The following is a 19089-nucleotide window of genomic DNA, read 5'->3' as shown; positions in this document are numbered from 1 at the left end:
ACGCTGCTCAGGGCGCGCCGAGTGCAGCAAGTTCACGCTCGAGTAGCGCTTCGTCACCGAGATTGAGCTCGACCAGCCGTCGCAAATGACTGATAGAGTCGACGTCGATGTGCCGGCAAACCATGCCGATCAGCTCGCCTTTGGCATGGGTCATTTCGACCTCCATGCGCACCTCAACATCGTCGGACAGCCGTATCTGTGCTTCGAACGGTTGAGCAGGATCGGCATCCCAACCCACCGGACGGTGCACCAACAGGCCTTTCAGCGACAAGTCGTGCAACTCGACCGGCCAACGTCGCTGTCCCTGTACGAGAGCCGTTTCGGCATCGAAGGCAAAGCGCTGGAAGCGCCGACGTTCGCTGCTTGTTTCGCTCATCAGATCTACTCCTGAGAAAACTTCATTCACTATAGGTCAGGCCAGCCGATGCCAAGGCGGTTCAGAACCAACGCCGTACATGTCGCCGATAGGCCCGGTAATCGTCACCGAACAATCGAGTCAGCAAATGCTCCTCATGGACGATCACGGTGCGCTGCACGCAGAGGATCAGCAAGGGAAGCAACAACCATGGCCAGAGACTGTCGAGCAGCAGCGCAATGCCGCAATAGATCAGCGTATCGGCGAGATAAATGGGGTTGCGTGAGAAACGGAACGGCCCGGTCTGTAGCAGGCTGCTCGGCTTACCGTAAGGGTTGATGGTGGTGCGGTGGCGATACATCTCCAGCGCCGCCCAGACCATTAGAAAGATACCGGCGGCAATCGAACCCCAGCCGATAAATGGCAACAACCCGTACTGCGGCAGATCGAGCGGCACCCACTTCGTCAGCCCCCATGCGCAGGCCACAAAACTCAGGTAAACCAGCGGCGGCGGCAGAATCACGCCCGAAGGGATGAGAGACATGTGGCGTCCAGAGAGCTGTTTGATGGCCAATCCTACAGGAAGCCACGGACAAGCTAACGACGGCGTCTGGACGAATCGTTCCCTTAAGCGCTTCGAACGGATCGCTAATGCTGCCCCGGCAACCAACCATGCACCATCGCATGCTTCATCAGATCCGCCGGCCGATCGATATCGAGCTTGCGGCGGATGCTTAGCCGGTGGGTTTCCACCGTTCGTACGCTGATCTGCAGGGCGCGCGCCATGGCCTTGTTGTTATGCCCTTGGGCCAACATCAGCAGTACCTCGCGCTCGCGCGGAGTCAGCTCGCGCTCCTCGCCGCCGCGGCTGGCCAGCTTCTCGGCGATGCCTTCACTGTAATAGGTGTTGCCCGCGGCAATCGCCTCGATCGCGAGGATGATTTCCCGCGACGGTGCATCCTTCAGCACGTAACCGCAGGCGCCAACTTTCACCGATGTGTTCACGTATTCCTGATTGTCGTACATGCTCAGGATCAGTATCCGGATGTCTGGATATTGCTCGCGCAGCGACTGGGTCAGCTCAAGCCCGTTGACGTCCTTCAAGCCGATATCCATCAGCACCACGTCAGCCGGCACGCGACCGAGTAGCTCGATCGCCTCGGCGCCACAACCGGCTTCGCCGACAACATCCAGCTCCGGCACGGCCATCAACAGCGCACGGATACCATCACGCACCAGCGCGTGATCATCGACGAGTACCACCTTGATGCAAGCTTTCGGGTTCATTGGGCGAGCCTCTTCTTATTCGTTTATCTCAGCCGGCATCAGCCGACCTGCGCTGGCAGGGTCACGTCCAGCTCCGTACGTCCGGGCGCCGAGGCCAGGCTGAAACGTCCTCCGAAATGCTCGACCCGTTCGCGGATATTGCGTAGTCCGATGCCACCCTTGATGCTGTCGAGCTGACGCGGGTTGAAACCTACGCCGTCATCGCGGACGTTCAATCGTACCGACGCGTCGTTGCCATCCAGCGTGATATACACCGAGCGAGCCGCAGCGTGCCGCTCGATATTGGTCAAGGCTTCCTGAAGAACGCGAAATAAAGCGACAGCGACAGCGTCGTCTGGAATCTCGTCGCCGAGGCCGTCGCTGTATACCATTTTTAGCCCGCTGCGCTGTTCGAACTCGGCCACAAGCTGACCGATCGCCGCCGGCAGGCCAAGGGTATCCAGCAATGACGGATGCAAATCGTGAGAGATTCGCCGCACTTCGCCGATGGCTCCCGCCAGGCGCTCGGTTCCGCGATCCAGCGTCTCCAGTGCCTTCGGATTACCACTGGCCAGCTCATGGCTGGCCAGCTCGAACTGGAACTTGATCGAGACCAGCAGCTGACTGATGCCATCGTGCAACTCGCGAGACACCCGCGAGCGCTCCTCCTCCTGCAGGCTGACGATGCGCTGGGTAAGCACCTGCAACTTGCGATCCGCCAGCCGACGCTCACTGACATTCAGCGTCAGGCCGCTGGCGAAAACGAGCAGCACCGCCACCAGCGCCACCCCGGCGATCGCCAGCATGGTGGTGTGAATGCCGCCGGAAACCTCCTCACGTACTTTCAGGATTGCCTGGTCGACGTCCTCAAGGTAAATGCCAGTGCCGAGCATCCAGCCCCAGCGGTCGAGCATCACCACATAGGCGAGTTTCGCCGCGAACTGCCCAGTGGAGGGTTTCTGCCAGGCATAGCGCTGAAAGCCCTTGCCGGTTTCGGCGCTGTGCATCAGCGCCTGAATTACCCGCAGGCCGTTCGGGTCGGTCATGTTCCACAAGTTCTGCCCTACCAGCTCGCTCTGGCGTGGATGCATGAGGTTGCGTCCGCTGCGGTCGTAGACGAAGAAATAGCCGTCGCTGCCAAAGCTGAATCGGCCCAGTGCCGCGAGCACCTTCTGTTTGGTCTCGGCGTCGTTCAATCCGCTGTCGTAGAGCGGCGCGATGATGCTGGTGGCCATCTCGACGTAGTTTTTCAGCTCGGCCTGCTTGCTCGCCAGAATGCTGGTCTCGATCAGTTTGGCCTGTTGTTCGCCGAGGCGCTGGTTCTGGAGGAAAACCAGCGCGCAGACCACCGCCACGGCCAGCAACAAAGGCAGGATGCTGAGCGCGGCGATCTTGTGTTTGAGCTGCATCGAGCTTCTCCGGATGATGCGATCTTGCTGAGCGCTGCTGGATATCACCTTCGGGTAAAACGAAAAAGCCCGGCAAAATAGCCGGGCTTCTCTGTACTGCGATAACGCCTTAGTTACCGTAGACCGGGAACTTGGCGCAGACGGCCTCGACCTTGCCGCGCACGGCGTCGATCACCGACTCGTCACCCATCTTGTCGAGGATGTCGCAGATCCAGCCAGCCAGATCGCGGCACTCGGACTCGCCGAAACCACGGGTGGTAACGGCCGGGGTCCCGATGCGCAGGCCGGAGGTGACGAACGGGGAACGCGGATCGTTCGGCACGCTGTTCTTGTTCACGGTGATGTGCGCGTTGCCCAGCGCCGCGTCGGCGTCCTTACCGGTGATGTCCTGCTTGATCAGGCTGAGCAGGAACAGATGGTTCTGAGTGCCGCCGGACACTACGTCGAAGCCGCGCTGGATGAACACTTCGGCCATGGCCTGAGCGTTCTTCACCACCTGCTGCTGGTAGGTCTTGAATTCAGGCTGCAGCGCTTCCTTGAAGCACACTGCCTTGGCGGCAATGACATGCTCCAGCGGGCCGCCCTGGGCGCCCGGGAAAACAGCGGAGTTCAGCTTCTTTTCGATATCGGCGTTGGCGCGGGCCAGGATCAGGCCACCGCGCGGACCGCGCAGGGTCTTGTGAGTGGTGGTGGTGACCACGTCCGCGAACGGCACCGGGTTCGGATAGACGCCCGCGGCGACCAGACCGGCCACGTGAGCCATGTCGACAAACAGGTAGGCACCGACCTTGTCGGCGATTTCGCGGAAGCGCGGGAAATCCAGCTTTTGCGAATACGCGGAGAAGCCGGCAACGATCATCTTCGGCTTGTGCTCGACGGCCAGACGTTCGACTTCGTCGTAGTCGATCAGGCCTTGATCGTTGATGCCGTACTGCACGGCGTTGTACAGCTTGCCGGATGAGGAAACGCTGGCGCCGTGGGTCAGGTGCCCGCCGTGGGCCAGGCTCATGCCGAGGATGGTGTCGCCGGCGCTCAGCAGGGCGAGATAGACGGCACTATTAGCTTGCGAACCAGCGTGCGGCTGAACGTTGGCGTAATCAGCGCCGAACAGCTCCTTGGCACGATCGATCGCCAGTTGCTCCACCACGTCCACGTACTCGCAGCCACCGTAGTAGCGCTTGCCCGGATAGCCTTCGGCGTACTTGTTGGTCAGTACCGAACCCTGGGCTTCCATCACCGCCGGGCTGGTGTAGTTCTCCGAGGCGATCAGCTCGATGTGGTCTTCCTGACGCTTGGCTTCCTGCTGCATGGCAGCGAAGAGATCGGCGTCGTAACGGGCGAGGGTCAAATCACGGCTGAACATGGCAGTCCCCTGAGAATCAGCTGGCGGTATAAAAGAGAGGCGCGGATTCTACCTCATCCGCCGGGGCGCGGGTATGAGGCGTCGTCATCTGCAACATGAAGGCAGCTGTAAGCTGCAAGCGAATCGGTGCGGCGGCTTGCTGCCAGGCAATGCGACCCCTGGTTTATGCCTTGCAGCTTAAAGCTGTCTGTTGCAGTTCATCTGCCGGTGCCGGCCGGCTCAGATAGAAACCCTGCACCTCGTCGCAACCGTGCTCACGCAGGAAGTCCAGCTGCGCCTGGGTTTCCACGCCTTCGGCGATCACCGACATGTTCAGGCTGTGCGCCATGGCAATGATTGCCCGGGCGATCTGCGCGTCCTGCTCGCCTTGGGGCAGTCCGTCGACGAAGCTGCGGTCGATTTTCAGCACATCGATGGGGAACGCCTTGAGGTAGTTCAGCGAAGAATAGCCGGTGCCGAAATCATCGATGGCGATCGAAGGACCCAGGCGTTTGAGCGATTCGAGGATGCGCATCGCCTCGCCGACATCCTGCATCAGGATGCTCTCGGTCAGCTCCAGCTCCAGACAGGACGGCGAGATGCCGCTGGCTTGAAGGGTTGCGGCAATGCGCTGGCCCAGCCGGCCGTCGGCGAATTGCCGTGCGGAAAGATTCACAGAAACCTTCGGCACCGTCACGCCCTGCTGATGCCAGGCCGCAATCTGCCGGCAGGCTTCGCCGAGTACCCAGTCGCCAACATCCACCACAAGGCCCAGCTCCTCCAGTGCCGGAATGAAATCGCACGGCGGTACCAACCCGCGGACTGGATGCTGCCAGCGCAACAGCGCCTCGACGCCGGTCAGCGTCCGGCCGTCGGCAAGGAACTGCGGCTGATAATGCAGCACGAACTGACGCTGTTCGAGTGCATGGCGCAGGTCGCTTTCCAACTCCAGACGCTCCAGCGCGCTGGCATTCATTTCCGCCTGATAGAACTGGAAGTTGTTCTTGCCGCGTTCCTTGGCGTGATACATCGCCGTGTCGGCGTTTTTCATCAGTTGGCTGATGTCGTCGCCATCCTGCGGGCTTAGCGCGATGCCGATACTGGCGGTGACGAAGAATTCGCGACCGGACAGCACGAAGGGCTCGGTAAGGCTGGCGAGGATGCGTTCGGCAACGTGGATCGTGCGGGTCAGGGCCTCGTCGCGATTGCCGCCGGGGTGCAGGAGAAAGGTGAACTCATCGCCACCCATGCGCGCCACGGTGTCGTCTTCGTCGACGCAAGAGGCCAGGCGCACGGCAACTTCCTTGAGCATGCGGTCGCCGGCCGCGTGACCGAGCGAGTCGTTGATCGGTTTGAAGCGGTCCAGATCGAGAAACATCAGCACCACCCAGCCACCTCGTCGCGCGGCGAGCTGCAGGCTGCTGTGGAGTCGATCCTGGAACAGCGTGCGGTTGGGCAACTGGGTCAGACCGTCGTAGTAGGCCAGGCGATGGATGCGTTTTTCACTGGCCTTGCGTTCGCTCATGTCGCTGAAAAAGCAGACGTAGCTGACCAGATCGTTTTCGGCGTCGCGTACCGCGGTAATGCCGATCCAGCAGGGGTAGGTCTCGCCATCCTTGCGCTTGAGCCAGAACTCACCCTCCCAGGTACCGGTCTGGATGATCTGGTTGCGCACATAACCCATCTGAATGGCCTGCTGGCGATCCGCGGTGAGCACCGTCGGCAGTTGGCCCAGCACCTCTTCGGTACCGTAGCCAGTGATGCGCGTGAACGCGGCGTTGACCTGCACGATCCCGCCCGCCGGGTCGGTGACCACAATGGCAGCCGTGGAATGGTCGAAAACCGTGGCGGCACGGCGCAGCTCCTTTTCCGCCTGGCGTTGCTGGCTGATATCCCGGCCGATACACAAGGCTCCGTCGAAACGATTGTTTTCATTCCAGATCAGCATGATCCGCAACTCGATCGCCACCGCTCGGCCATCCGCGGCGAGACAGTCGAAATACAGCGTCTGGTTCTGCAGGCTCTGCCCGAGCTCGGCGAGCGCCACCGGGTTGGCCGAGGCCTTGCGCACCTGGCGCATCAAGTCATAGAAGCGGGCCGCCTGGCGCGGCTTGATCACCACCTGATCGAGACCGTGCTCCGCCACCCATTCGGGGCTGTAACCGAGCACGGCCTGCACCGATGGGCTGATGTAATTGATGCGCACGGTGCTGTCGGTGGTAAAAATCACATCCTGCAGGCTGTCAGCGAGCATGCGATAGCGGCGCTCACTGTCGCGCAACGAATGGCTGCGTTCGATGTGCGTGGTGACGTCGCGGGCCACGCCGATGAGGCGCAGAACCCGCCCCTGATCATCGCGCGACAGTATCTGTTCACAGATATTGAACCAGCGCCAGCTACCGTCGCGGTGCCGCCAGCGCAGCACGGATTCCTGCCCTGCTCCGTCGGCTATCGAGCCGCGTAGCGCCAGCAGTCGCCAGATATATTCCTGATCGTCAGGGTGGCTGATGCGCCGCCAGAACTCGTTCGAGTCCGGGCCGCGCTCTTCTTCGCTGTAACCCAGCCGAATGGCCAGATTGCTGTTACTGAACAATAATTTGCCCGTCGACAAATCCTGAACATAAAGCGTATCGGGTATCGCTCGTAGCACTTCGGACCAGAAACGCTCGCGCTCGGCCAGAGCTGTCTGCGCCGATTGTTCAACGGTGATATCGCGCATGACCCAGACGAAACCGGATGGCTGCGTTTCGCCATCCAGGCGCAGCGCTCGGCGGGTCATGGAAAACACGCGAGCTTCGCCGTCCTGCATAAGGCGCACGGAATCGAGGCACAAATCGACACCGGAGTTGGATGCGTCGAAGGCCAGCGGATCGAGGCTCGGCAACAATTCCTGCAGCCGGTAGCGCGAGGCGTCGCGGTTGCTCAAGCCGAACATCGCCTCCGCGCGGTAATTGAGAAACTGCAGCTGGCCGGAGAAATCGCTGATGAGGATCCGCTCCTCGATAGCGCCCAGTGCAGTGGCCGAATAGCGCAGCGTCTGCCAATAGATCGCCATGCGCCGCGGCAAGGGAACCCGGGCGCAAACCCGAGCAATTAACCGAGCCAAAGAAGCGAGCCTTTCAGGGCGAGACGTCAACGACTGCGGGGGATCGATTTCGGCCAAGCGGATCGGACCTTATCTAAAGACGAGTAGCCATAAACTGACACTTGAATGACCCAAGAATGCCTCGCTAAACAGCAAAGTGCCAGCATCGAAAATCCATTGCTCGTGGTTTGCCCTGCCTAGAGCATTCCGGTAGCTTTGCCGAACTGTTTGCCCCGTCGGCCGCGGCGGGATTCATCCCTTTCCTTTTCTTCGTCACGGGCATTCGTCTCCATGGCTCAATACGTCTACACCATGCACCGGCTGAGCAAAGTCGTTCCGCCGAAGCGTGAAATCCTCAAGAACATTTCCCTGTCATTCTTCCCTGGCGCCAAGATCGGCGTGCTCGGCCTCAACGGCTCGGGAAAATCTACCCTGCTGAAGATCATGGCTGGCGTCGACACCGAGTTCGACGGCGAAGCGCGCGCCATGCCCGAGCTGAATGTCGGCTATCTGCCGCAAGAACCCCAACTCGATCCGAGCAAGACCGTTCGCGAAGTCGTCGAGGAGGCCGTCAGCGGTATCAAGGACGCGCAAGCGCGTCTGGACGAGGTTTATGCGGCCTACGCCGAACCCGACGCCGACTTCGACAAGCTGGCCGCCGAGCAGGCCAAGCTTGAAGCCATTCTGCAAGCCAGCGATGGACACAACCTGGAGCGCCAACTGGAAGTCGCCGCCGACGCCCTGCGCCTGCCGCCGTGGGACGCCAAGGTCGAGCACTTGTCCGGTGGCGAAAAACGTCGTGTCGCGCTGTGCCGTCTGTTGCTGTCAGCGCCCGACATGCTGCTGTTGGACGAACCGACCAACCACCTGGACGCCGATTCGGTAGCCTGGCTGGAACATTTCCTCCACGACTTTTCCGGCACCGTGGTGGCGATCACCCACGACCGATACTTCCTCGACAACGTCGCCGGCTGGATTCTCGAACTCGACCGCGGCGCGGGTATCCCTTACGAGGGCAATTACTCTGGTTGGCTGGAGGCGAAATCCAACCGCCTGGCGCAGGAATCCAAGCAGCAGTCGGCCCATGAAAAGGCCATGAAGGAAGAGCTGGAGTGGGTGCGCAAAGGCGCCAAGGCTCGTCAGGCCAAGTCCAAGGCGCGCCTGCAGCGCTTCGAGGAACTGCAATCGCAGGAATTCCAGAAGCGCAGTGAGACCAATGAAATCTACATCCCCGCTGGCCCGCGTCTGGGCGACAAGGTCATCGATTTCAATAACGTGACCAAAGGCTACGGCGACCGTGTATTGATCGAAAACCTTTCGTTCAGCATGCCCAAGGGCGCCATCGTCGGCGTGATCGGCGGCAACGGCGCGGGCAAGTCCACGCTGTTCCGCATGATCATGGGCAAGGAGCAGCCGGACTCGGGCAGCATCGAGATCGGCGACACCGTACAGGTCGCGTGCGTAGACCAGAGCCGCGATGACCTCGACGGCAGCAAGTCCGTCTGGGAAGCGGTTTCCGGCGGTTCCGACATGATCCGCATCGGCAGCTATGAAGTGCCGTCGCGCACCTATGTCGGGCGTTTCAACTTCAAGGGCGGCGACCAGCAGAAGTTTGTCAAGGACCTGTCCGGTGGTGAGCGTGGCCGCTTGCATTTGGCGCTGACGCTCAAGGAAGGCGCCAACGTGCTGCTGCTCGACGAACCTTCCAACGACCTCGACGTGGAAACCCTGCGTTCGTTGGAGGAAGCGCTGCTGGACTTCCCTGGTGCGGCAATCGTGATCTCTCACGACCGCTGGTTCCTTGACCGGGTCGCTACTCACATTCTGTCGTATGAAGATAACGGCGAAATCGTGTTCTTCGAAGGCAACTACACCGAGTATGAAGCCGATCGCAAGAAGCGCTTGGGCGACGCGGCGTCCCAGCCGCACCGGGTCAAATACAAGAAGTTGGCCCAGTAACACGACCAATGACGGAGCCGAAAGGCTCCGTTTTCGTATGGGCTTTCAGCAAAGTGAGGCGCACCAGTCAGTTTCGCTCTGGATTTTCCTATGAGCTACCAATGCACCTCGCATGAGCAAAACGGTAAAACGGTAAAACGGGCGATAAGTGGCTTTTCCAACATGAGAAGACACCCGCTCGCGCCAATCACGCACCAGAACGTGACGCTTTTCGTTCTATACCGCACCTTCACGGTGCAAAAGTTGTTTGTTAGAGTCGCCGGCCAAAAAAAATTTAAATGACTGCCACAGCGGTCGCCGAGGGCTCACAGATGTTCGAAACCGTTGACGCTTTTCTTGCCCGACTTAAACAACGCGACCCACACCAACCTGAGTTTCATCAGGCCGTAGAAGAAGTCGTTCGCAGCCTCTGGCCATTCCTCGAAGCCAATCCTCGCTACCTGCAGGCTGGCATCATTGAGCGGATGGTCGAGCCGGAGCGGTCAATCATTTTCCGGGTGCCCTGGGTCGACGATCAGGGACGTGTACAGGTCAATCGCGGCTTCCGCATTCAAATGAACAGCGCCATCGGTCCCTACAAAGGCGGCCTGCGCTTCCACCCCTCGGTCAATATCGGCGTATTGAAGTTTCTCGCCTTCGAACAGGTTTTCAAGAATTCCCTCACCTCGCTCCCCATGGGCGGCGGCAAAGGCGGTTCGGACTTCAACCCCAAGAGTAAGAGCGATAACGAAGTCATGCGCTTCTGCCAATCCTTCATGACCGAGCTGTACCGCCACATCGGTGCTGACCTCGACATACCGGCAGGCGACATTGGCGTCGGCGGACGCGAGATCGGCTTCCTCTTCGGCCAATACAAGCGTCTGTCCAACCAGTTCACCTCAGTATTGACCGGCAAGAGCTTGTCCTACGGCGGCAGCCTGATCCGTCCGGAAGCCACCGGTTATGGTTGCGTGTATTTCGCCGAAGAAATGCTCAAGAGCACGCACAGCAGCTTCGAAGGCAAACGCGTTGCCATCTCCGGTTCTGGCAACGTCGCGCAATACGCCGCGCAGAAAGTTATGGAACTGGGCGGCCGGGTCGTTTCCCTGTCCGATTCGGGCGGGACGTTGCACTTCCCGGAAGGCCTAACTGCAGAGCAATGGAGCTACCTGATGGACCTGAAAAACGTCCGTCGTGGTCGCCTCGACGAAATGGGCGCACATTTTGGCGTGACCTATCTGGCCGATCAGCGGCCCTGGAGCCTGCCATGCGATATCGCCCTGCCTTGCGCGACACAGAACGAACTCGATGGGGACGATGCGCGCACCCTGCTTAAGAATGGCTGTAACTGCGTGGCCGAAGGCGCCAACATGCCGTCGACGCTGGAGGCCGTGGATCTATTCCTCGAAGCTGGCATTCTCTATGCCCCAGGCAAGGCGTCGAACGCCGGTGGTGTGGCCTGTAGCGGTCTGGAAATGAGCCAGAACGCCATGCGTTTGCACTGGACCGCCGGAGAGGTGGATACCAAGCTGCACGGCATCATGCAATCGATCCATCATGCCTGCGTTTCCTACGGCGAAGAAAATGGGCGCATCAACTACGTTAAAGGCGCCAACATCGCCGGCTTCGTCAAGGTTGCCGACGCCATGCTGGCCCAGGGTGTGGTTTAAAGGCAGCGGCAAGGAACATTGGTGGGCTAAACACCGTAGGGTGGGCTTTAGCCCACCACGGCGCACATTGGCGCCTGGGACACTGGTGGGCTGAAGCCCACCCTACGCTGCATGTTAATTTTCCTTCTAACTTCCGGCTTCAGCCGATACCTACCAATAATTTTCCACCGCCACCTGCCCCGGCCTGCGGGTCAACGCTAGGTTGAGGCCACGTGTCTTGAGGATGCTGCGGGTGTCTTCGATCATCTGCGGGTTGCCGCAAAGCATGATCCGCGAATGCTCGGGTTCCAGCGCTAGATTGGCGGCGCGTTCCAGTTCGCCGCTTTCGATCAGGCGAGTGATACGTCCGTTTAGCGCTCCCGGAACGTCTTCGCGGGTAACGACCGGCAAATAGGTCAGTTTCGACCCGAGTTCTTCCAGATAATCACGCTGCGGCAGCTCATGAATCAGGTCCTGATACGCCAGTTCGGATGCGGTGCGCGCGCTGTAGACGAGGATGATGCGCTCGAAGCGTTGCCAGACGTCGAAGTCTTGCAAGATCGAAAGAAATGGCGCGACACCGGTGCCGGTCCCTAACAGCCATAGATCGCGACCATCGATGAAGCGATCCAAGGTCAGAAAGCCAAATGCCTGCTTGTCCACCAGCAGCTCGTCGCCAGGCCTCAGGCGGCTCAGTTCGCTGGTGAATTCGCCATCCGGGACCACGATCGAGAAGAAATCCAGAAACTCGTCATGCGGCGCCGAGACCATCGAGTAGGCGCGCCAGACGATGCTGCCGCTGGGTTTGCGCACACCAAGCCGGGCGAACTGACCAGCGGTGAAACGGAAACCGGGATCGCGGGTAGTGCGCAGAGTGAACAGACTCGGCGTCAAGGTCTGCACCTCGAGCAGGCGCTGGCGGGTGAACTTCTCTTCGCTGACGGTCATACTTCGCTCCCTTCACGGACATCTGCGGGTTCGAGGGGTTATCAGGCCGCTGGAAAACGTTAGCGAGAAAGGCAAGACGAGGCCTAAGCGGCCCCGCAAAAACAGCCGAAGCACGCGATGTTTAGGCGTTCCATGAACTTGCTGAGGCTGCTTCTAACGCGGTATTGCCAACGCAGATCGTTTCTCATCGGCTTGATCCTCTGATACTCCTTTCCGACGCCCATAAACACCGCCAGTTCTTATGCCTATTTTCGAAACCCCGTACGCCAGCCTCGATCTGATCCGCCAGCCCGAACAACCGAACGAACCGCTGCAAGCCTTCGATGCGGCCGACGAGTATCTACTGGCGCAGCTGCATGAGCAGGCCCTGCCGACCGGCACCCGGATACTGATCCTCAACGACAACTTCGGTGCTCTGGCCTGCTCCTTGGCTCAGCAGGCACGGGTGACCAGCAACGGCGACTCGCACTTGGCGTACCTGGCGCTGCAGAAGAATTTGCAACGCAACGCGCTGGCCGTGGACAGCGTGACTTTCCTTCCGGCCAGCGAAGCCGCGCAGGGCCCGTTCGACCGCGTGCTGATTCGCGTCCCCAAGACTCTGGCATTGTTGGAAGAACAGCTGATCCGCCTGCATGGCCAGCTGGCACCGGGCGCACAGGTGATAGCTGCCGCGATGATCAAACATCTACCGCGCGCTGCCGGCGATCTGCTGGAAAAATACATAGGCCCGGTGCAGGCGTCTCTGGCGGTTAAGAAGGCGCGCCTGCTGTTCGCCACACCCAGCGACAACCCAGCACCAGCGTCGCCGTATCCAACCCGGTATCGTCTCGATCAGCCGGCTATTGAGCTGATCAACCATGCCAACCTGTTCTGTCGGGAGGATCTAGACATCGGCACCCGCGCCTTTCTCCCGCATCTGCCCAAGGCACTCGGCAACTTGCGCGTGGCAGATGTGGGCTGCGGCAACGGCGTGCTTGGTATCGTCTATGCGCTGAGTAATCCGCAGGCGCAGCTGACACTGACCGACGAAAGCTACATGGCAGTGCAGTCGGCGCGCGAGAACTGGCAAGCGATTCTCGGCGAGCGCCCGGCCGATATCCGTGCCGGTGACGGGCTGGCCGAACAGCCCCCGGAGTCGCTGGATCTGGTGCTGTGCAACCCGCCGTTCCACCAACAGCAGGTGGTCGGCGATTTTCTTGCCTGGCGCATGTTCACCCAGGCAAAGGCCGCGCTGGGCAAGGGCGGCGAACTGTGGATCGTCGGCAACCGTCATCTTGGCTATCACATCAAGCTCAAGCGGCTGTTCGGCAAGGTCGAGCAGGTCGCGGCGACGCCCAAGTTCGTCATTCTGCGAGCGATCAAGGCATGAGCGAGGGTCGTGGGGATGAACATTCAGCAATTCGCGGGGCGCACCGGACTGCCGGGCTGAATCCGTACGCACAGAACGCAGCACCGTAGGGTGGGCTTCAGCCCACCAGAAACTCCGGTAACATTTCATTTTCGGGCTAAAGCGGAACGCTGCCCGGCCACACTACCGGGCTGCGTGAAAACTGCGCTCGGTTATACTTTCCACATTCGGCTTAGCTACGCAGCGCGACGGATACTGCGTGTTACTCTCTCCGGCCCTGCCACGCCTGCGCTCCCGCCTGATGTCCACCCACGCCAAACTGCTGTTGCGCCACCAGCATCCCTTCATCAAGTTCTGGTTCGCCCGCGTATTCACCGCTAGCGGTTTTCAGATGCTCGCAGTCGCCATCGGCTGGCACATGTACGAGCTGACCGGCAACGTGCTGGACCTGGGTCTGGTCGGGCTCGCCGAATTTCTGCCACGCGCGCTGTTCATTCTCTGGACCGGGCACGTTGCCGATCGTTTCGATCGTCGGCGGGTGGCAGCGTTGTGTCAGGGTTTGCAAGGGCTGATAGCCCTAGCGCTGGTTCTCGGTGCCGGCGGCTTGGGTGTGTCACGCGAGATGATCTTCGTGCTGGCCTTTCTGCTCGGGACCGCACGCGCCTTCGAAGGGCCGGCCACTCAGGCACTGCTTCCGAGCCTGGTGCCCACTCAACTGTTCCCGGCTGCGGTGGCCGCCTCGTCCTCGGCGATGCAGACCGCGACCATCGTCGCGCCGGCGCTCGGTGGTTTGCTGTTCGCCATCGGCCCGCTATGGGTCTACGGGCCGGTAGCGCTGCTGTTCGCCCTCGCCTGCAGCCTGATGCTGAGTCTGCCGAAGCGCCCGGCACCGCCGAAACAGACCGGCCCGGCGATGGACAACCTGCTGGCCGGGATGCGCTTCATTCGCAGCCGCCCGGATATCTTCGGCGCCATTTCGCTGGATATGTTTGCGGTGCTGCTCGGTGGCGCCACGGCGCTGCTGCCGGTGTTCGCCAAGGACATCCTGCTCACCGGCCCCTGGGGTTTGGGGTTACTGCGTTCGGCCCCTGCGGTGGGTGCGCTATTGATGTCCTTCTGGCTGGCGCGCTATCCAATCAACCGCCAAGTCGGGCGGGTGATGTTCGCTGCCGTTGGGGTGTTCGGTGTCGCCACCATTGCCTTCGGCCTGTCGACTTCGTTCTGGCTGTCGCTCGGCGTACTGGTCGTGTTGGGTGCGGCGGACATGATCAGCATGGTGATCCGTGGCGCCTTCGTGCAGCTGGAAACCCCGGACGAAATGCGCGGTCGGGTGAGCGCGGTGAATGGATTGTTCATCGGCGCGTCGAACCAGCTCGGTGAGTTCGAATCCGGCCTCACCGCTCATTGGTTCGGTACCGTACCTGCGGTGGTGATCGGCGGGGTCGGCACGCTGCTCATCGCCGGCACCTGGATGAAGCTGTTCCCGACCCTGACCAACCGCGACCAGTTGCACCGCGACCTGGATTAGCGGGCTCAACTGCCCCCAACAAACGACGCCTCAAGCACCTCGTACCCTATCGGCCACACAACCTGTTCAACCGCAGACCGTAGGTGGGGCCGAGCGACGCTTCGCTTCAGCTCACGAATATCACTCTATGGTGGGCTAAAGCCCACCCTACGGGCTGTAGCGTTTCGTGCCACCAATGTAGGGTGGGCTTCAGCCCACCAGAGACGCTTACAGCTTCTAGCCGCTCTAGAGCAACTTGTCCATGGTGATCGGTAGGTCGCGCACGCGCTTGCCAGTGGCGTGGTAAATGGCGTTTGCCACTGCCGCAGCAACGCCGACGATGCCAATCTCGCCGACGCCCTTGGAGCCGAGCGCGTTGACGATCTCGTCCTTTTCCTCGACGAAAATCACTTCGATCTCACCAATGTCGGCGTTCACCGGTACGTGGTATTCGGCCAGGTTGTGGTTCATGTAGCGGCCGAGCGTGTGATCGATCATGGTTTCCTCGTGCAGCGCCATGCCGATGCCCCAGACCACGCCGCCAACGATCTGATTGCCGGCCGTCTTGGGATTGACGATCCGCCCGGCCGCCACCGCGCTGACCACGCGGCTGACCTTGACCGTGCCCAGCGATTCGTCCACGCGAACCTCGACGAACACCGCCGAATGCGTGGCGGTGGCGTACTCGTTGCGCTTCTCGCCCGGCTCGACGCTTGCCTCGGCCTCCAGCACGCCGCTCACCGCAACGATTTGGCCGACCTCGACGCTCGTTTCTGGCGCCGCCTTCAGGCGCATGTGCCCATCGACGAACTCGACGTCATCGAGCTTCGCCCCGGTGAATATCGAAACCGGTGACTGCTGGGCCGCATCCAGCAGTTTCTGTCGTAGCTCTTCGCAGGCCTTCTGCACCGCGCTACCAACCGAAGATACCGTGGCCGAACCGCCCTCCAGCGGCGCCTTGGACAGGTTGGAGTCACCCAACCGAAATTCCACCTGCTCCAAGGGCAAGCCCATCGCGGCAGCCGCGATCTGAGTCATGACGGTGTAGGTTCCGGTGCCGATATCAGCGGTGGCACTGCTGACCACCAGCCACCCGCCCGGCTCCATGCATGCTTTGGCGCTGGCCGGCATTTGCATGGCTTCCCAGACGCCAGTGGCCATGCCCCAGCCGATCAGCTGATGGCCGTCGCGCATGCTGCGTGGCTCCATCGAGCGGCGCGACCAGCCGAAGCGCTCCGCACCCTGCTCGTAACATTGGCGCAACTCCTTGCTGGAATACGGCTTGTCTTCGTTCCCATTGCGCTCGGTGTAGTTCTTCAGGCGCAGCGCCAGCGGGTCGATGGCCGCCGCGTAGGCCAGTTCGTCCATGGCGCATTCCAGTGCATAGACGCCAATGGTCGCGCCCGGCGCACGCATATCCAGTGGCGTATAGACGTCCAGCGGCACCAACTGGTAGTCCAGCTTCACGTTGGGGCACTGGTAGAGCATGCCCGACCACTCGACCTCGTGTTCGGTGAAGTCTTCGAAGGTGGACGTCTGGCCGATGACCTGGTGGCTCAGCGCCTCCAGCTGGCCGTTGGGCGCCGCGCCGATGGAAAGGCGCTGGATGCTTCTTGGGCGGTAGCCGAACGTGAACATCTGCTGGCGCTTCAAGGTGACCCGCACCGAGCGCTTGAGTTTCAGCGCCGCCATCACCGCCAGTGGCAGTTGATACTGCGGGCGCAGACCGGAGCCGAAAGCGCCGCCAACGAAGGGCGAGAGGATGCGAATCTTGCCTTCCATGCCGAACACACCTTCCAGATAGCGCATGCAGTTCTGCACGCCCTGGGTCTTGTCGTAAATCTCCAGCTTGCCGTCAGGCAGGTAGTGCACGGTGGATGCATGCGGCTCCATCGGGTTGTGGTGTTCGACCGGCGTGCTGTATTCCCGATCCAGCTTGAGCATGGCGCCCCGCAACGCACCATCGACATCGCCGCGAGGCGGTGGCACTTCGGCGGGCGCCTTGTGCATGGTTTCCAGCTCGCTCAGCAGATCGGTGCGATGCGGCTCTGACGCGTATTCCACACGCACCAGACTGCCGGCGTGACGCGCCAGCTCAAGGTTTTCCGCCACGACCAGCGCGATCGGCTGGCCGCTGTAAAGGATGCGATCGTTGAACAACGGGCGAAACGGCGAGCCATCGGCCGCATCTTCATCCTCGTAGGGCTTGTCGTAGCTGGCAATCGGCGGACGGTTCTGATGGGTCAGTACCAACGCCACGCCGGGTACGGCCTCCGCCGCGGCGGCATCAATGCTGACGATCCGCCCACGGGCGATGCTGCTGTTGACCACGCTGCCATAGAGCAGTCCAGGCACATGGAACTCGCTGGCGTAGCGCGCCTGACCGGTGACTTTGAGCGGGCCGTCGACGCGGTCGATGGGTTGGCCGAACGGGGAATTGGCTGGCTTCATCGGGCGGCTCCTTTGGCGGCGTCGGTCAGGGCACGAACGATGGCGCGCCGGGCCAGTTCGATCTTGAAGGCGTTGTGCTCGAAGCCGCTGGCGCCTTCGAGAAGAATGTCGGCGGCGGCAGAAAATGCGGCTTCGTCCGCCGGTTCGCCAGTCAACGCCGCTTCGGCTTCGGCTTTGCGCCAGGGTTTGTGTGCCACCCCGCCGAGGGCGATGCGCGCGCCGCGAATGCCGGTAGCGTCCATGTCCAGCGCCGCGGCTACCGAAACCAGCGCAAAGGCGTAGGAGGCGCGGTCGCGCAGCTTGAGATAACAGCTGTAATCGGCGAAGCCCTGCGGCGGCAGCTCGACGGCGGTAATCAACTCGCCATCGACCAGGGTGTTGTCACGCTCCGGCTCATCACCGGGCAAGCGGTGGAAATCGGCGAAGGCGATACGCCGCTCGCCTTGCGGCCCTTGCACATGCACCACCGCCTCCAGTGCGGCCATTGCCACACACATATCGGACGGATGCACCGCAATGCAGGCGTCGCTGTGGCCGAGAATCGCGTGGATGCGGTTGAGGCCATTGCGCGCCGAACAGCCGCTGCCCGGCTCACGTTTGTTGCACGGCGTGGTGCTGTCGTAGAAGTAATAGCAGCGGGTGCGCTGCAGCAGGTTGCCGCCGGTGGTAGCCATGTTGCGCAGCTGCGGCGAGGCGCCGGCAAGTATCGCCTGGGACAGCAGCGGATAGCGCTGTTCCACCAGCGGATGCCAGGCCAGATCGGCATTGCTCACCAGCGCACCGATGCGCAGACCGCCGTCGGCGGTTTCCTCGATGTCGGCCAATGGCAGGCGGGTAATGTCGATCAGCTGGGTCGGACGGGTGACGTTTTCCTTCATCAGGTCCAGAAGATTGGTGCCACCGGCGATATAGCGGCTGTCCGGACGGAACTGGCCGATGGCTTCGTCGACACTGCTCGGGCGGGCATAGCTGAAGGGATTCATGGCGTCACCTCCTGCGCGCCGGCGAGGCGCTCGCGCGTCTCGGGCGTCGCCTCTTCAATGGCCGCGAGGATGTTCGGGTAGGCACCGCAGCGGCAGATATTGCCGCTCATCTGTTCGCGCACCTCGTCGCGTGTCTGCGCACGGCCCTCTGCGACCAGGCCCACCGCAGAACAAATCTGCCCGGGCGTGCAGTAGCCGCACTGGAAGGCATCGTGTTTGACGAAAGCGGCTTGCATGGGATGCAACGCCTCGCCCTGCGCCAGCCCTTCGATGGTGGTCAGCTCAGCACCGTCGTGCATCACCGCCAGAGTCAGGCAACTGTTGATCCGCTTGCCATTGAGCAGCACCGTACAGGCGCCACATTGACCATGGTCACAGCCCTTTTTGGTGCCGGTCAGGGCCAGCTGTTCACGCAGCAGATCGAGCAGCGTGGTCCACGGGTAGACCTCGACCTGTCGACTCTGCCCATTGAGTTGAAGGGTGATCGAGCAGGCGGCGATGCCCCCTGCGTTGGAAGCGTTTTCGCTCATGACAGCCTCACGGTTTGAAGGGCATCCGGCACCTGTTCTAAGCAGATTCGCCGGAGACCTCAGGCATTTGGTGCGCTGTCCCTGCGTCTAGGGGTACGACTGCCAAGGGGAAAAAATCGTTCAGCCGGGTAGCGTGCGGAGCGCCGTATGGAAAGTGGGAATTAGCAGGCGTGGCGAACGCAATATTCGATAGCTGATCCGCGTGACGGCGCTGATGGGTTACGCGCGTTCAGCCAAGGCGTTCTTTTTGTAGCAGCGCCGCTTCACTCATCCTACGA

Annotated in this window: 14 protein-coding genes; 4 read left to right on the top strand and 10 right to left on the bottom strand. The window is 61.3% G+C overall.

What is annotated here, in order from left to right:
- Nucleotides 1-7 precede the first annotated feature (7 nt).
- From D7241_RS00435 to D7241_RS00410, 6 genes are all read right to left on the bottom strand, one after another.
- Entirely contained in the window at nucleotides 8-376 is a 369-nt protein-coding gene (locus tag D7241_RS00435; RefSeq protein WP_255982460.1) for a PilZ domain-containing protein, read from the bottom strand.
- Between the two features lie 61 nt (nucleotides 377-437).
- On the bottom strand, nucleotides 438-899 hold the full coding sequence (locus D7241_RS00430) for a methyltransferase family protein (protein ID WP_408099841.1): 462 nt from the start codon (nucleotides 897-899) through the stop codon (nucleotides 438-440).
- Between the two features lie 104 nt (nucleotides 900-1003).
- A complete protein-coding gene (locus D7241_RS00425; RefSeq protein ID WP_408099840.1) occupies nucleotides 1004-1642 on the bottom strand; it encodes a response regulator in 639 nt (212 codons plus the stop codon).
- Between the two features lie 38 nt (nucleotides 1643-1680).
- Nucleotides 1681-3030 carry a cache domain-containing protein gene (locus tag D7241_RS00420; RefSeq protein WP_255982466.1) on the bottom strand — a complete coding sequence of 450 codons (1350 nt, stop codon included), beginning with the start codon at nucleotides 3028-3030 and terminating at the stop codon, nucleotides 1681-1683.
- A 109-nt stretch (nucleotides 3031-3139) separates the two neighbouring features.
- Nucleotides 3140-4393: a serine hydroxymethyltransferase gene (gene glyA, locus D7241_RS00415; protein ID WP_408099839.1), complete on the bottom strand. Its 1254-nt coding sequence runs from the start codon at nucleotides 4391-4393 to the stop codon at nucleotides 3140-3142.
- A gap of 163 nt (nucleotides 4394-4556) precedes the next feature.
- The gene (locus tag D7241_RS00410) at nucleotides 4557-7151 is read right to left on the bottom strand and encodes an EAL domain-containing protein (RefSeq protein ID WP_408101169.1); all 2595 of its coding nucleotides are present in this window, start codon (nucleotides 7149-7151) and stop codon (nucleotides 4557-4559) included.
- A gap of 597 nt (nucleotides 7152-7748) precedes the next feature.
- Here D7241_RS00410 and ettA point away from each other — a divergent pair.
- Nucleotides 7749-9416: an energy-dependent translational throttle protein EttA gene (ettA, locus tag D7241_RS00405; protein ID WP_408099838.1), complete on the top strand. Its 1668-nt coding sequence runs from the start codon at nucleotides 7749-7751 to the stop codon at nucleotides 9414-9416.
- A 311-nt stretch (nucleotides 9417-9727) separates the two neighbouring features.
- Nucleotides 9728-11065: an NADP-specific glutamate dehydrogenase gene (gene gdhA / locus D7241_RS00400; protein ID WP_408101168.1), complete on the top strand. Its 1338-nt coding sequence runs from the start codon at nucleotides 9728-9730 to the stop codon at nucleotides 11063-11065.
- Nucleotides 11066-11215: 150 nt separating this feature from the next.
- Here gdhA and D7241_RS00395 read toward each other — a convergent pair whose 3' ends face one another.
- Complete coding sequence (locus D7241_RS00395) at nucleotides 11216-11992, bottom strand: ferredoxin--NADP reductase (RefSeq protein WP_408099837.1); 777 nt, start codon at nucleotides 11990-11992, stop codon at nucleotides 11216-11218.
- Between the two features lie 241 nt (nucleotides 11993-12233).
- On the opposite strand from D7241_RS00395, the gene D7241_RS00390 reads away from it, so the two are divergent.
- Both D7241_RS00390 and D7241_RS00385 read left to right on the top strand, forming a co-directional pair.
- Complete coding sequence (locus D7241_RS00390) at nucleotides 12234-13361, top strand: methyltransferase (RefSeq protein WP_408099836.1); 1128 nt, start codon at nucleotides 12234-12236, stop codon at nucleotides 13359-13361.
- A 280-nt stretch (nucleotides 13362-13641) separates the two neighbouring features.
- On the top strand, nucleotides 13642-14868 hold the full coding sequence (locus tag D7241_RS00385) for an MFS transporter (RefSeq protein WP_408101167.1): 1227 nt from the start codon (nucleotides 13642-13644) through the stop codon (nucleotides 14866-14868).
- 225 nt (nucleotides 14869-15093) lie between these two features.
- On the opposite strand, the gene D7241_RS00380 is transcribed toward D7241_RS00385, so the two are convergent.
- From D7241_RS00380 to D7241_RS00370, 3 genes are read right to left on the bottom strand one after another with little or no spacing between them, the layout of a single operon-like run.
- Nucleotides 15094-17298, bottom strand: coding sequence for a xanthine dehydrogenase family protein molybdopterin-binding subunit (locus D7241_RS00380; protein ID WP_408099835.1), 2205 nt, complete (start codon nucleotides 17296-17298; stop codon nucleotides 15094-15096).
- Nucleotides 17295-18281: an FAD binding domain-containing protein gene (locus D7241_RS00375; RefSeq protein ID WP_408099834.1), complete on the bottom strand. Its 987-nt coding sequence runs from the start codon at nucleotides 18279-18281 to the stop codon at nucleotides 17295-17297. The genes D7241_RS00380 and D7241_RS00375 overlap by 4 nt, the downstream gene beginning before the upstream one ends.
- On the bottom strand, nucleotides 18278-18811 hold the full coding sequence (locus D7241_RS00370) for a (2Fe-2S)-binding protein (protein WP_408099833.1): 534 nt from the start codon (nucleotides 18809-18811) through the stop codon (nucleotides 18278-18280). The genes D7241_RS00375 and D7241_RS00370 overlap by 4 nt, the downstream gene beginning before the upstream one ends.
- Nucleotides 18812-19089: the final 278 nt, after the last annotated feature.

Source organism: Stutzerimonas sp. VN223-3, from assembly GCF_045999685.1.
Classification (GTDB): Bacteria; Pseudomonadota; Gammaproteobacteria; order Pseudomonadales; family Pseudomonadaceae; genus Stutzerimonas; species Stutzerimonas stutzeri_AR.
Note: the sequence above shows the minus strand (reverse complement) of the source record. Positions and strands in the feature narration are given on the sequence as shown.